Source organism: Rhodococcus sp. HNM0569, assembly GCF_012726205.1.
Taxonomy (GTDB): domain Bacteria; phylum Actinomycetota; class Actinomycetes; order Mycobacteriales; family Mycobacteriaceae; genus Rhodococcus_F.
The window spans coordinates 123,890-136,343 of record NZ_JAASAE010000012.1; the positions used below are offsets into that span (position 1 = coordinate 123,890).

The window sequence follows — 12,454 nt, forward strand, 5'->3', positions numbered from 1 at the left end:
CCAGAAGCGCTATGGTGTGGCGCATGACACATCGCTCGTTCGGATCGCGTCGTCGTACCGCGTTCGCTCTCGTCACCGCGGCCGCCGTTGCGACCGGCACGCTCGTGCTCGCGGCGCCCGCCGCGCACGCCGAACCGGCAGGCACGGTCACCGAGGTGGCCGCACAGCCGCAGGAGCTGTGGATTCCGGGTACGGGCTCCGCGCAGCGATTCACATACTGGAGCACCGGCCCGGACGGTGCGCCCGCACTGAGCAGCGGCGCGTACTACACGCCGCCCGGCCCGGCGCCCGAAGGCGGCTGGCCCGTCCTCGCCTGGGCGCACGGCACCACCGGACTCGCCGACGACTGCGCGCCGTCGACCGCCGGGCCCGCCCTGCCCGAACGCGACAATCCGTATCTGTCGCGCTGGCTGAGCGAGGGCTACGCGATCGTCGCGACGGACTATGTCGGCCTGGGCACGCCCGGGGTCATGCCGTATCTCGACGGCACGGTCGAGGCGCACAGCGTCGTCGACTCGGTGAAGGCCGCACGGGCGATCGATCCGGAGCTGTCGAACCGCTGGGCGGTGATCGGCCAGTCGCAGGGCGGCGGGGCCGCGATCATCACCGCGCGGTACGCCACCGAGTTCGGCGGCGACGAGCTCGACTACCGCGGTGCGGTCGGCACCGGCGTCCCCGCCAACATCGAACTGACGCTGCTGCCCGCGGGCCCGGGGTTCCCGCCCGTCGCGCTGCCGAAGGGCATCACAGCGTACGTCTTCTACATCCTCGCCGGACTCCGGTCGGCGCACCCCGAGCTGGACCTGAACACGTTCCTCACCCCCGAGGGCCGCAACTACACCGACCTCGCGGAGCAACAGTGCATCGGCGAGTTCGAGGAGAGCGTCGCGGGCGTCGTGCTCGGCGACGCGTTCAGCAGGCCGCTGTCGGACATCCCCGATCTGCTGGGGCTGCTCCACGACTACATGGGCGTGCCGACGAGCGGCTACGACCGGCCGCTGTTCATCGGGCAGGGACTGCGCGACACCGACGTGCCTGCGCCGTCGGCGCTGTCGCTCGTCGCGGCGCTCGAGGCGAACGGCGAACCCGTCACCTTCAAGGCCTACGACACCGATCACAGCGGCGCACTCGTGCAGTCCCAGGACGACGCGGTGCCGTTCGTGCGCGGGCTGTTCGCGTAGGCCCCTGGCGCGTCCTCGCGTCGGAGCGTCGGCGCCGTCGAGTCAGAGCGTCCAGTCGTATCCGACGGTGCGTGCGGCGGCGCGAACGATCGGCCGTATCCGCGGGTGTTCGAGTGGCCGGGTGAACTCGGGGTCGGCTGGGAACGAGTCGGCGGCACCGTTCCACAAGACGACGTTCGGACGACCGGTCATGGTCGACGACGCGTACAGGCCGTCGAGATGAGGCCATGCGAGGTGGATCGCGCGTGCCCAGGTGCGGCATACCGCACGCGGTCCGTGGAGTAGTGCGTACGAGGCGTGGTGACGAACCAGCCAGGTTTCGGTGAGATTCAGCAGCTTCAGCGGGCGGGTCGGGTACCACGCTGTCAGCGTGGGTGTTCCGAGCGTGGCGTCGATCGTGCGGGTCGCCTGGTACACCTCGGCCAATGCCGTCGCGACGTCACATGCCGCATACAGGACTCCGACGGTGGACTGCGCCGGGAGGGGGCCGGGATGAGGGTCGAAACGCATGGACGCGATCGGCCCGTAGGTACGCAGAGTTCGCCACGGCATCAGGTGCGGCCCGGTGGTGCGGTGGATCCGCCACAGCACACCGTCGTACGACAGGAGGTCGTCCGACTCGAGGGTGAGCGGTGTGCGCGGCGCACGCGGCGCCTTCGGGTTTCTCTGGCTCACCAGGTGTCGAGCGAGCTCAGGAGTGCGGCTACCGGCGTGGGGTCCGCGCCGGTAGCCAGGTGCTCGAGCGGAGTCCGGCCGCCGAGGTCCGGTTGCGGGGTGTGCATGAGCGCGGCCACCGGCACCGGGCCTGCCGTCGACGGTATGGCTGCCACGACGGTCCCGAGACCCGGCAGGACGTCGTCACCGACGAACTGCCAGCGGGGGATTCGACGGTGCCCGTGCAGATCGAATGACCACAGCGCCCGCGCAGTGAGCCGCCGAGACACCGCCGACCGATCGATGCCGAGAAGCTCGGCCGCCTCCTTGGTGCCCAGCGAATCCGCGAGCGCCGCGGTGGTCTGCCGTGCAGCCTCCACGGCCCGGGCGCGGACCTCGGCCGCCGGCGACCACTGGTCGAGTACTTCACCGACACCTTCACCGGCCGTCGTGCGCAGGAACTCGATCTCTCCGGCCGACAACGTGTCCGACGCCGGGGGCACCTCGGTCAGCGCGGCGTCGAGTTCGCGTAGCAACTCGCGGGCGGTGAGGTCGACGTGGTGCTTGGCCAGCAGCGCGTCGAGCGAATCCACGTTCTCCGACCCCATGTGCACACGCTAGCACGCCTATGCGTCTGTGTGCGTGGACAGTGCGGTCGTGCCCGGATCGGCGGTCACTGTTCGCCTGCGTCTCGCACGACCGCCTCTGCGGCGCGGCGGGCCTCGGCGACGACGTCGGGGAGATCGGTGGTCGAGGCCAGGACCATGGCGCCCTCATGTAGCACCGACATGCGCGTCCCGATCGCCTCGGGCTCCGCGAGCCCGGCGTCGCGCGCGAGAGTCGTGAACGTGGTGAGCAGCCAGTCCTTTTCGCCGCGGATCACCTCGTGCGCGGGATGATCCGGCTCGGACAGCAGTTCCGCGTGCGCGTGCACGAACGCGCAGCCTTTCGGTCCCCGGGTCCGCAGCCACTCGTCCAACGCGTCGAACACGGCCACGAGCGGTGACGTGTCGGGGTGTTCGCGGATCCACGTGTCCACGAGCGTGCGGTAGTTCTCGTCGCGCTCGGCGAGGTACGCGCACACCAGTGCGCTTTTCGACTTGAACTGGTCGTACACCGTCTTCTTGGTGACGCCGGCTTCCGCGGCCACGGCCTCGACGCCGACCGCGGTGATGCCGCGCTCGTAGAACAACCGGCCCGCCGCGTCGAGGGCCGCGCGTGCCGCGGGCGTGAGCTTGCGTTCTTGCATCCTCATAGCCATACCAGTCAGTATAGGGTAGGTATACCGGTGAGTATATAAATCTGATGATGAACTGGAGGTGACCGCATGGGACGGGCGAGCATGGCGGGACTGTCGGTCGGTCTCGTCGTGATGTGGAGTTCGGGGTTCATCGGCGGCCGGCTCGGCACCGACACCGCGAGCACCGCGGCCCTCATGGCCTGGCGGTTCCTCGTGCTGGTCCCGATCCTCGTCCTCGTCGGTCTCGCGGTCGCCGCGGCGCGCCGCCGTGCTGTGGGACCGCACTCGGTACGGCTGTCGCCGAAGCAGTGGTCGCGTCAAGCTCTACTCGGCGTCCTCAGCCAGGTGGTCTATCTCGGCGGTGTGGTCGGCGCGATCGAGTACGGCGTCGCCTCCGGCACGTCGGCGCTCGTCGCCGCGCTGCAACCGCTGCTCGCGGGCGCACTCGCAGGCCCGGTGCTCGGCGAACGCGTCGTGGCCCGGCAATGGCTCGGCCTCGCCGTCGGGTTCTGCGGCGTCCTGCTGGTCGTCGGCGGCGACGTCGACGGCGGTGGCGCACCGCTGTGGGCGTACGCGCTGCCGTTCGCTGGCATGGTCGGCCTCGTCGCGGCTACGCTCATCGAAGCGCGCGAGCGGCACCCGATTCCCTTGCTGGAGAGCATGACCGTCCAGTGCGCGACGAGTGCCACGATCTTCGGCGTCGTCGCAGCGGCCACCGGCGACCTCGTCGGGCCCTCTCTCGCCGACGGATCGTTCTGGGCGGCCGTCGCGTGGCTGGTCGTGTTCTCGACGTTCGGCGGTTACGGCTTCTACTGGCTCACCGTGCGCCGCGTGGGAGCCACCCACGCGAGTGCCCTCATCTACCTCACACCGCCGACGACGGCGGTCTGGGCGTGGGCGATGTTCGGCGAGGCGGTACCCACCGTCGGTCTCGTCGGATTCGCGGTGTGCGCCGTGGGCGTCGCGCTCGTGCTCACCGTGCGGCGCCCGCCCGTACCCGTCGCCGGCGACGAGTCACGCGCACTCGATGCAGTAGCGAGTCGCGGGTAACGCGTCGAGCCTCCCGGTGCAGCCACCTCACGGGATGGGGAGTATCAGGGCACATCAAGGGGATACGGAGTATCCAAGGGCCCTTCGCACGGTCAGTGCGTCGTCGAGGAGAGGTTCGGCGGGTGTGCCGTGCAGCTCGATCCAGACGCCGTCGGCCGTCTCGTCCACGCGGGCGAGACCGTCGAGTGCGGTCCGGTCCAGGTCGACGTCGTTGCTCACGAACGTAAGCCACCCGACGGGCCGTTCACCGCGGCGAGCAGCACGCGCTGACATGCCCTGCGCATCGTAGAAAGGGTGGGTGATGACATACGCGTAGTCCGCGCTCCACGCCGTCACGACAGCCCGCAGCGACTGTCGGATGATGTCGTGGGTGATGGTTTCGGGCGGTGCCCAGTCAGGGTGGGGGAACTCGAGAAGGCAGTTGTTTCCACGCCGGGACTCGACACCGCACCGAGGCGACAACCTGATCGGGTGTTCCCCGTAGAGACGCATGAACCGTGGAGAGAAGCCACCGCCCTGCATGATCTCTCCGCGATCATTCCGCAGAGCGGTGGACTCCACGTAGTCGGCCAGCATTTCGACGTCGTCTGGCGGCGGTAGGAGACTGTCCGGGCCCGCCAGGTCCTCGGGCACGATTCGCCAGTTCGAGAAGTAGTCAGGCAGGCGTGGGATCGACCGCAGGCACGTCACGATCGACTGTGCACACTCCAGCGGCGTCTGCCGCCTCGGCGACCAGACAGCGCTCGAGTAGAATCTGTCCATCGGTAACCTCTCTACTCCGGCGGGACGAATACAACGTCCACGTCGACGATTTCGTTCTCGCGCAACAGTTCCCGAATCGCACTTGCGGATCTTTGCTCGGCTACACGCCATTCTATGACGGTGTCGTCGCCGGTCGCCTCCGCAGCGTCGACCTGCCTGTTTGCTTGATCGACCAGTGAATCTCCGCCTTTCCACCAGGGCTGGAAGTTTCCGTCCTTGTCGAGGAACTGGTCGTAGCCGGGGCCTTTGGCTTCGATCAGCGTTCCCGGCTCATCACCCTCGCCGGCTTCCCACCCGTCGAACTTGACTCCCTCGACCTCGTATTCGGTGCCTGATGACGCGCCGGTGACCTGCTCCTCGTATGCCTTCGAGTGCTCGGGAACTCCATCACGGTTGACATCGACCCATTCGCCGGGGCCGTTGTCCGAGAGGAACTCCGACGGGATGTGGTCGAGGATTTCGGAGGGTGAAGCGATTCCTCCGAACTTGTCGAGCAGGTAGGCGATCACCGCCGCGCCGGTGACGACGCCCCCGGCCACGAGCGCGTAGGCGGCGACTTCGACAGCAATGCCGAGCCCGGCGAGCGCGATAGGTAGGAAGCCCTGGATATTGCTCTCGGTCAGCGTAGCGGCCGCTTCCCGGATCGCTGTAGCAGCATCGGCGTCGGCTGTGGCTACGGCCGCGAGGCCATTCGAGAGTTCGTGTGACCATTCGTCGACGACTGACTGTTCGATGGCGGTGGAGCCTGGCATGACGGTCCAGTTGTCGGTGACGATCAGGCCGTCGGTCTCAGCGTACTGGGCGTTGGCGAGGAGCCGGATCCGATAGGTGTCGAGGTTCGCGAGAGCGGCGACGCCACCCGCGTGCAGTGCACGGAGGGCGTCGGCGCGGGTCGTCGCATGGTTCTTGACTTGGGTCATTTTGTCGACGGCAGCCGTGTGGGCGTCACCTTTCCACCCGCCGGTGTCGGGGAGATTCGCCAGGCGCAGGTTCAGGGCGCCGAAGTGGTCTTCGACCTGGTCTGCGAGCCCTTCGAGGGCAGAGAGGGCGTCGGTCGCGGTTCCGGGGTGCCAGGCGGTGAGTTGCGAGCGGGTGTATCCGCTCGTTGTCTCCATCAGCGGGGCTCGATGGTGTCGAGGACATCGGCAGTGTCGCCGTCGGTGGTCTCGTATGCGCTGGCGGCGGCGTTCAGGGCGGTGCCTGTGGCCTCGAGGTGCTCGGTGAGTTCGGCGAGGGCGACTGCGATGGAAGCGTCCGCGTCGGCGAGGGCTTGTGCGGAGACGGATCCGGCTAGCGAGTCCGCTGCGCTGGCGAGGCGATCGGTGGTGATCTCACCGGTGAGGTCGTCGTGTGTCGCTGTGAACTCACCCGCGAGCGTCCGGAGCTGTGCCGGGTCGGCATCGAGTGGCGCGGTCAAGCATCGTCCCCTGTGTCTTCACGGATCCTTTGCCAGAGAAGTATGCCAAATCGATGCCGAGAAGGGTGAAAGTTCAAAGTGTACCCGTGCCTATCGCCGGCGACGAGTCACGCGCACTCGATGCAGTAGCGAGTCGCGGGTAACGCGTCGAGGCGCGGCTCCGCGATCGGTCGCCCGCACCGAGTGCACGTGCCGTAGGTGCCGGTCTCGACGCGGGCGAGCGCCGCGTCGAGATCGTCGAGTTCGCTTCGGGCGTCGGCGATCAGGCCGCCCACCTGTGCACGTTCGAACGCAATGGTCGACCCCTCGGGGTCGTGCTCGTCGTCGTTCGTGGTCAGCTCGGAGCCTTCCAGAATTGCGTCCCACCGCGCCTGCAGAGCGTCCAGACGCCTACGGACGTCGGTCCGTTCGCGTTCGATGCGCTCTGCCGCCGTGGTCACGGCGTCACCGCACCGGGGCGGCGAGGCCCGACGCGTCGGCGACGAGTTCGAAGGTCCGCATCCACGCGTCGGTGTCGGTGGCCTGCGACGCGACGATCAGCTCGTCGGCCTGCGCATGTTCGGCGAACCGGTCGAGGTATTCGACGACGTCGGTGGCGGTGCCGACCGCGCTGTACCGCATCATCTGCCGAATCTGCTGTGCGGCAGGAGAGGTCATGATCGCGTCGATCTCCTCGTCGGTGAACGTGCGGCCACGTGCCACCATCTGCAGCACCCGCTTGCGCGCGGCGTCTTCGTGCAGACGCTGCGCTTCCTCGACGCTGCCGGCGGCTATCGCGTTGACACCCGCGATGACGTACGGCTCCGCGAGTTCCGGTGACGGTTCGAACTGCTCGCGGTAGAGGGTCACGGCGTCGACGAGGCTGTCGGGCGCGAAGTGCGACGCATTCGCATACGGCAGACCGAGTTTCGCGGCGAGCTGCGCGCCGAACAGTGAGGATCCGAGAATGTAGAGGGGAACATTCGTGCCCTTGCCGGGGATCGCGTCGACGCCGGGGACCCGCGAGCGACCCGCGAGGTATGCCTGCAGCTCGAGGACGTCCTGCGGGAACCGGTCGGCGGACGACGCGTCCCGGCGCAAGGCGTACATCGTCTTCTGGTCGCTGCCCGGGGCGCGGCCGAGCCCGAGATCGATGCGTCCCGGGTGCAGGGTCTCGAGGGTGCCGAACTGTTCGGCGATCGTGAGCGGCGCGTGGTTGGGCAGCATGATTCCGCCCGCGCCGAGCCGGATCGTCTCCGTGTGTGCGGCGACGTGCGCGATCAGCACGCTCGTCGCCGACGACGCGATCGACGGCATGTTGTGATGCTCGGCGTACCAGATGCGCCGGTAGCCGAGTTGCTCGGCGCGCTGCGCGAGCCGCACGCTCGCGTCGAGACTGTCGCGGATCGACCCCCCGTCGCGGATGAAGGCGAGATCGAGGATCGACAGGGGAACAGTCACGGCAACACCTTTCACGAACGTGCGGTGACGTGGCCACGTCACACGTCCAACTGTCAACGCGAGCGTCGGCGGCCCTATTCCTCGTGAGCACTTTGCGAGTCCCTGTACGCCTGTTTCGCGCACAGCGGGCACAGGTCGATGCGGCCGTACTCCCGTGGTGGGGTGTTCCACCGTGCTAGAAGTAGCGCATGCGGATTCATCGGCGGACTGTTCCCGCTCTCGCGGCGTCGGTGGCTGCGCTGGTGGCACTCACGCTCACGGCGTGCGATTCGGACACGTCCGGCGACGCGGTGGCGACGTCGTCGTCCGACATCGTGCTTCCGTCGACGGCGCCGGCCGCCACCACCCGCACCTCGCCCGCCGTCCCGGCACTGCCGTACTCCCCCGCCGAAGACCATGTCGTCGGCTCCACCGAACGTGCGACCTACGACGTCGTGATCCCGCAGGTCACCGGTGGCGACGCGGCCGTCGCGGGTGAGTTCAACGAGTCGATGCACGCTGCGCTGCAGGAACTGATCGACGGCCACATTCCGGGCGCGACGGGTCCCGGCACCGCGACGAGTGGACCCGGTCAGGGCAGGTTCACTCTCGAGTCGTCGCAGCACGAGGTGGTGCACATCGGTGGGCGCGTGCTGAGCGGGCTGCTCGTCGTGTCGTGGACCGCCGACCCGCCCGGGGCGCACTCGACACCGTTGGTGTCCACCGTCGTGGTCGACACCGACACTGCGCAGCCGATCACGCTGGCGGATCTGTTCCCCGACCTGACGGCGGGCCTGCAGGCACTGTCGGACGAGTCCGCGAAGCTGCTTCCGGCCACCGCGGCGGGCGAGAATTTCGAGCGCGCGGGCATCGAGCCGACCGCGGACAACTTCGCGAACTGGCTCGCGACGCCCGAGGGGATGGTCGTGCAGTTCGGCGACTACCAGGTGGGCCCACACGCGATCGGCCTGATCGACATCACCATCCCGTGGTCCGATCTCGAACCGGTCCTCGACCCCGCGGTGCTGCCCGTCGTCTCCAGCTGACCTCCGAGCCGCTCCCGGTGGCCGGGAACACCCGTGCCGGGGCGGCGCCGTGGTGCCTACGGTCGCACGACGTGCGGCCTGTCGCGCCGCGCATCCCGATCACGCGACGGCAGAGGCGGTTTCATGGCACAGGACAGTTCGGCACACGAGTGGACGGAAGAGGCCGACGTCGTCGTCGTCGGCTCCGGTGGCGGCGGATGTTGTGGCGCATACACCGCTGCGCGCGAAGGTCTTTCGGTGATCCTCGTCGAGGCGACCGACAAGTTCGGCGGCACCACGGCGTACTCGGGCGGCGGCGGCGTGTGGTTCCCCACCAACGCGGTGCTGCGACGTGCGGGTGACGACGACACGATCGAGGACGCGCTCGAGTACTACCACGCGGTCGTCGGCGACCGGACGCCGCGCGACCTGCAGGACGCGTACGTCACCGGTGGTGCGCCGCTGATCGACTACCTCGAAGAAGACGACCGTTTCTCGTTCGACGTCCTGCCGTGGCCCGACTACTTCGGCAAGGCGCCCAAGGCCAGCGCGAAGGGCCGCCACATCGCGCCGACGCCGATGCCCGCGTCCGTTCTCGGCGACCGCCGCACCGACCTGCGCCCGCCGCTCGGCACCGACCGGCTCGGTGACGCGCTGCCCGATCACCTGATCGGCGGCCAATCGCTCATCGGCCGTTTCCTGCATGCGCTCGACGCGTATCCCGACGCGACGCTGCACCTGAACACGTCGCTCGAGAGCCTCGTCGTCGAGGACGGCGCCGTGGTGGGCGTCGTCGTCGAGCACGACGGTGAACAGCGCGCGATCCGTGCTCGGCGCGGCGTCATCCTCGCGGCCGGTGGGTTCGAGGCCAACGACGACATGCGCGGCAAGTACGGCGTGCCCGGCAAGGCGCTCGACACGATGGGTCCGTGGGGCAATGTCGGCAAGGCGCACCAGGCCGGCATCGACGTCGGCGCCGACACCGACCTGATGGGCGAGGCGTGGTGGTCGCCCGGGCTGATCCACCCGGACGGGCGTGCGGCATTCGCGCTGTGGTTCACCGGCGGCATCTTCGTCGACGACCAGGGCAAGCGGTTCGTCAACGAATCCGCGCCGTACGACCGGCTCGGCCGCGACGTCATCACCGCGATGGACGACCGCAAGGTGACCCTGCCGTACTGGATGGTCTACGACGACAAGGAAGGCGAGCGTCCGCCGGTCCACGCGTCGAACGTCCCGATGGTCGATACGAGCGAGTTCGTCGACGCCGGGCTCTGGAAGTCGGCCGACACGCTCGAGGGCCTCGCCGAGCAGATCGGCGTGCCCGCCGATGCGCTCGTGGCGACCGTCGAACGGTTCAACAAGCTCGTCGAGAAGGGCGTCGACGAAGACCTCGGCCGCGGCGACGAACCGTACGACCGCGCGTTCGCGGGCGGCGGATCCCCGCTCGTCGCGATCGACCAGGGCCCGTTCCACGCCGCGGCGTTCGGCATCTCCGACCTCGGCACGAAGGGCGGCCTGCGCACCGACACCGTCGGTCGCGTCGTCGGCGCCGACGGCACGGTCGTCGAAGGCCTGTTCGCAGCGGGCAACACGATGGCCGCCCCGAGCGGCACCGTGTACCCGGGCGGCGGCAACCCGATCGGCACCAGCATGCTGTTCGCGCACCTGGCCGCGAAGACGCTCGCGGGCTGAGCGACCGCAACCGAACCGCACCCCGCGCCTCCTCGAGCGCGGGGTGCGGTCTTTCCCGCCGAGCCCGTCGCCGGTCACCTCGGTACGCTGCACGTATGCGCGAAGTGCTCACCTGGGAAACGTTCGGTACCGCATCGCGCGAAGTCGCGCAGCAGGTCGTCGACAGCGGCTTCGAACCCGACATCGTCATCGCGATCGCGCGCGGCGGCCTCATCCCCGCGGGTGCGATCGCGTACGCGATGGGCCTCAAGGCGGCGGGCACCCTCAACGTCGAGTTCTACAGCGACGTCGAGGAGACGCTGCCCGACCCGGTGGTCCTCGCGCCGCTGCTCGACACCGACGCCGTCGTGGGCAAGAAGCTGCTGGTCGTCGACGACGTCGCCGACTCGGGCCGCACCCTCGCGCTCGTCGTCGACCTGCTGAAGGAACACACGGTCGAGGTGCGTTCGGCCGTCGTCTACACCAAGCCGCGCACGATCATCACGCCCGACTACTCGTGGCGCGAGACGGACCTGTGGATCAACTTTCCGTGGAGCTCGCAGCCGGTCGTCACAGCCGCGTCCGAACCGGCCTGAGCAGCGCTGGCCGCGCTCAGCCGAGCCGTGCGAACGCGTCGTCGAGCCCGTCGAGGCCGGCCACGTCGATGCCGAACTCGCCCGCGAGAACCTCGCGCAGTTCGTCCGCGTTCGCGAGTTCGCGGCGAGTGGAGCCCTCCGGCGCGTGGACGGTGAAGCGCGTGCCCGCGAGCGCGAGGCGCCTGCCTTCGGTCACGCGCGCGGCCATCAACCCGGTGACGAAATGCGAGTCCGGCGACGTCGAGAGGTACCAGTTGACCGGCTCGTAGTCGATCGGCTGCTCGGGGTGCAGGTCGAACCGGTAGATCCACCGCCATTCGTCGCCCACGAGCCCCTGCAGTGCGTAGTCGCCGTCCAGGTCGACGAGGCGGAACGGTTCGAGCGGAGTGGCCTGCGCGTCACCGCGGGTCAGCGCGATCGAACCGGACATCGTCATGCCGCCGAACCCGACGTCGACGACGCGCGGCGTGTCGTCACCGGCGACGCGCACGAGCAGCAGCATGTGCGTGCGCATCGACGTCACGTCCGGCGACTTGCCCCACAGCACGCGTGCGGCCAGTCGCGTCACGTCGTAGCCGAGTGCGGTGAGCACCGCGGCGAGCAGCAGGTTGTGTTCGAAGCAGTAGCCGCCGCGCTTCCGTTCGACGAGCTTGGCCTGGATCGAGTCGAGGTCGATCCGCACCGGCGTACCGAGGAAAGGGTCGAGGTTCTCGAAGGGGATCGCGTCCGTGTGGTGCGCGACGATGGTGTCGAGCGCGTCGCGGGTGGGCGTCGCCGGCGCGGCACCCGGGTAGCCGATGCGGGACAGGTACCGATCCACCGACAGCGTCATGGCCCCTATTGTCCCCCGTGAGCACTTTGCGAGTCCGGGCACGCCTGTTTCACGCACAAGGGCGTCCGCACGCCCGTCGTCCTCGCCGATCCGCGCCGGGACTCCCCGCCGGGTACCTAGGGTCGATTTCATGGACGAGAACGTGATCGATTCGAAGGTAGTCAACGCCTTCGTCGAGGATGCGGACGTGGAGCCGTCCGGGCTCGACGGACTCGTCGGCTCTTCCGGCGCCGCGGATCGCGCCGAGGCCTATCGCAAGAAGCACGGGGGCCTCTGGGTCGGAGGGCGCGCAACGCTGACGCCGACCACTCTGGCGTTCGTGCCCAACGGTGCCAATCGCGCGGTGCACCGAGGCGCCGACGACGTGGAGGTACCGCTGTCGGCGGTGACGTCGGTCGAGGTGGAGGGAGGTTTCGGGACGAAGGTCGTCGCGGTCCGTTCGCCGCAGCGCACGCTCCGGCTTCGGTGCTGGGGCGCGCGGTCGTTCGCCACCGAGATCGACGACGCCCGCCGCGCTCACGGCTGACCTTGCCGTGAGCACTTTGCGAGTCCGGGCACGCTGTTGAGTCTGGGTTGATGTGAGACACGAGATGTCTACCCAGAT

General features: G+C 68.9%; 15 protein-coding genes. 6 read left to right on the forward strand and 9 right to left on the reverse strand.

Annotated elements, in window-relative coordinates; genetic code table 11:
- The first annotated feature begins 23 nt into the window (after positions 1-23).
- The gene (locus tag HCA44_RS16285; protein ID WP_169650226.1) at positions 24-1,181 is read left to right on the forward strand and encodes a lipase family protein; all 1,158 of its coding nucleotides are present in this window, start codon (positions 24-26) and stop codon (positions 1,179-1,181) included.
- Between the two features lie 42 nt (positions 1,182-1,223).
- Here the strand turns inward: HCA44_RS16285 and HCA44_RS16290 are convergent, their stop codons facing one another.
- From HCA44_RS16290 to HCA44_RS16300, 3 genes are all read right to left on the reverse strand, one after another.
- Positions 1,224-1,856 carry an RES family NAD+ phosphorylase gene (locus HCA44_RS16290; RefSeq protein ID WP_169650228.1) on the reverse strand — a complete coding sequence of 211 codons (633 nt, stop codon included), beginning with the start codon at positions 1,854-1,856 and terminating at the stop codon, positions 1,224-1,226.
- Positions 1,853-2,443, reverse strand: a complete 591-nt coding sequence (locus HCA44_RS16295) for a helix-turn-helix domain-containing protein (RefSeq protein ID WP_169650230.1) — start codon at positions 2,441-2,443, stop codon at positions 1,853-1,855. Before HCA44_RS16295 ends, HCA44_RS16290 begins: the two co-directional genes overlap by 4 nt.
- Positions 2,444-2,508: 65 nt before the next feature.
- Complete coding sequence (locus HCA44_RS16300; protein WP_169650231.1) at positions 2,509-3,096, reverse strand: TetR/AcrR family transcriptional regulator; 588 nt, start codon at positions 3,094-3,096, stop codon at positions 2,509-2,511.
- A gap of 66 nt (positions 3,097-3,162) precedes the next feature.
- Between HCA44_RS16300 and HCA44_RS16305 the strand changes: the two genes are divergently transcribed.
- Positions 3,163-4,125 (forward strand): DMT family transporter, encoded by a 963-nt coding sequence (locus HCA44_RS16305; protein ID WP_169650233.1) that lies wholly within the window; start codon positions 3,163-3,165, stop codon positions 4,123-4,125.
- Between the two features lie 54 nt (positions 4,126-4,179).
- Here the strand turns inward: HCA44_RS16305 and HCA44_RS16310 are convergent, their stop codons facing one another.
- The 5 genes from HCA44_RS16310 to HCA44_RS16330 all read right to left on the reverse strand — a co-directional run bounded on the left by HCA44_RS16310 (position 4,180) and on the right by HCA44_RS16330 (position 7,744).
- Positions 4,180-4,887 (reverse strand): Imm52 family immunity protein, encoded by a 708-nt coding sequence (locus tag HCA44_RS16310; protein WP_169650235.1) that lies wholly within the window; start codon positions 4,885-4,887, stop codon positions 4,180-4,182.
- Between the two features lie 11 nt (positions 4,888-4,898).
- Positions 4,899-6,002: a Tox-REase-5 domain-containing protein gene (locus tag HCA44_RS16315; RefSeq protein WP_169650237.1), complete on the reverse strand. Its 1,104-nt coding sequence runs from the start codon at positions 6,000-6,002 to the stop codon at positions 4,899-4,901.
- A complete protein-coding gene (locus HCA44_RS16320) occupies positions 6,002-6,304 on the reverse strand; it encodes a type VII secretion target (RefSeq protein ID WP_169650238.1) in 303 nt (100 codons plus the stop codon). The genes HCA44_RS16315 and HCA44_RS16320 overlap by 1 nt, the downstream gene beginning before the upstream one ends.
- Before the next feature lie 107 nt (positions 6,305-6,411).
- A complete protein-coding gene (locus HCA44_RS16325; RefSeq protein ID WP_169650240.1) occupies positions 6,412-6,744 on the reverse strand; it encodes a TraR/DksA family transcriptional regulator in 333 nt (110 codons plus the stop codon).
- Positions 6,745-6,748: 4 nt separating this feature from the next.
- Positions 6,749-7,744 (reverse strand): LLM class flavin-dependent oxidoreductase, encoded by a 996-nt coding sequence (locus HCA44_RS16330; RefSeq protein WP_169650242.1) that lies wholly within the window; start codon positions 7,742-7,744, stop codon positions 6,749-6,751.
- A gap of 188 nt (positions 7,745-7,932) precedes the next feature.
- On the opposite strand from HCA44_RS16330, the gene HCA44_RS16335 reads away from it, so the two are divergent.
- The 3 genes from HCA44_RS16335 to HCA44_RS16345 all read left to right on the forward strand — a co-directional run bounded on the left by HCA44_RS16335 (position 7,933) and on the right by HCA44_RS16345 (position 11,018).
- Entirely contained in the window at positions 7,933-8,769 is an 837-nt protein-coding gene (locus tag HCA44_RS16335) for an RsiV family protein (RefSeq protein ID WP_169650244.1), read from the forward strand.
- A 123-nt stretch (positions 8,770-8,892) separates the two neighbouring features.
- Positions 8,893-10,443: an FAD-binding protein gene (locus HCA44_RS16340; RefSeq protein WP_169650246.1), complete on the forward strand. Its 1,551-nt coding sequence runs from the start codon at positions 8,893-8,895 to the stop codon at positions 10,441-10,443.
- Positions 10,444-10,538: 95 nt separating this feature from the next.
- Positions 10,539-11,018 carry a phosphoribosyltransferase gene (locus HCA44_RS16345; RefSeq protein WP_169650248.1) on the forward strand — a complete coding sequence of 160 codons (480 nt, stop codon included), beginning with the start codon at positions 10,539-10,541 and terminating at the stop codon, positions 11,016-11,018.
- Between the two features lie 16 nt (positions 11,019-11,034).
- On the opposite strand, the gene HCA44_RS16350 is transcribed toward HCA44_RS16345, so the two are convergent.
- A complete protein-coding gene (locus HCA44_RS16350; RefSeq protein ID WP_169650250.1) occupies positions 11,035-11,850 on the reverse strand; it encodes an arylamine N-acetyltransferase in 816 nt (271 codons plus the stop codon).
- A 130-nt stretch (positions 11,851-11,980) separates the two neighbouring features.
- Between HCA44_RS16350 and HCA44_RS16355 the strand changes: the two genes are divergently transcribed.
- Complete coding sequence (locus tag HCA44_RS16355; RefSeq protein ID WP_169650252.1) at positions 11,981-12,376, forward strand: hypothetical protein; 396 nt, start codon at positions 11,981-11,983, stop codon at positions 12,374-12,376.
- Positions 12,377-12,454: the final 78 nt, after the last annotated feature.

Excerpts from the sequence above, each read along its gene's own strand:
- HCA44_RS16285 (WP_169650226.1), top strand. The coding sequence starts at position 24 with ATGACACATCGCTCGTTCGGATCGCGTCGTCGTACCGCGTTCGCTCTC.
- HCA44_RS16340 (WP_169650246.1), top strand. The coding sequence starts at position 8,893 with ATGGCACAGGACAGTTCGGCACACGAGTGGACGGAAGAGGCCGACGTC.
- HCA44_RS16310 (WP_169650235.1), bottom strand. The coding sequence starts at position 4,887 with ATGGACAGATTCTACTCGAGCGCTGTCTGGTCGCCGAGGCGGCAGACG.
- HCA44_RS16335 (WP_169650244.1), top strand. The coding sequence starts at position 7,933 with ATGCGGATTCATCGGCGGACTGTTCCCGCTCTCGCGGCGTCGGTGGCT.
- HCA44_RS16355 (WP_169650252.1), top strand. The coding sequence starts at position 11,981 with ATGGACGAGAACGTGATCGATTCGAAGGTAGTCAACGCCTTCGTCGAG.
- HCA44_RS16350 (WP_169650250.1), bottom strand. The coding sequence starts at position 11,850 with ATGACGCTGTCGGTGGATCGGTACCTGTCCCGCATCGGCTACCCGGGT.
- HCA44_RS16295 (WP_169650230.1), bottom strand. The coding sequence starts at position 2,443 with ATGGGGTCGGAGAACGTGGATTCGCTCGACGCGCTGCTGGCCAAGCAC.
- HCA44_RS16345 (WP_169650248.1), top strand. The coding sequence starts at position 10,539 with ATGCGCGAAGTGCTCACCTGGGAAACGTTCGGTACCGCATCGCGCGAA.
- HCA44_RS16300 (WP_169650231.1), bottom strand. The coding sequence starts at position 3,096 with ATGGCTATGAGGATGCAAGAACGCAAGCTCACGCCCGCGGCACGCGCG.
- HCA44_RS16305 (WP_169650233.1), top strand. The coding sequence starts at position 3,163 with ATGGGACGGGCGAGCATGGCGGGACTGTCGGTCGGTCTCGTCGTGATG.
- HCA44_RS16315 (WP_169650237.1), bottom strand. The coding sequence starts at position 6,002 with ATGGAGACAACGAGCGGATACACCCGCTCGCAACTCACCGCCTGGCAC.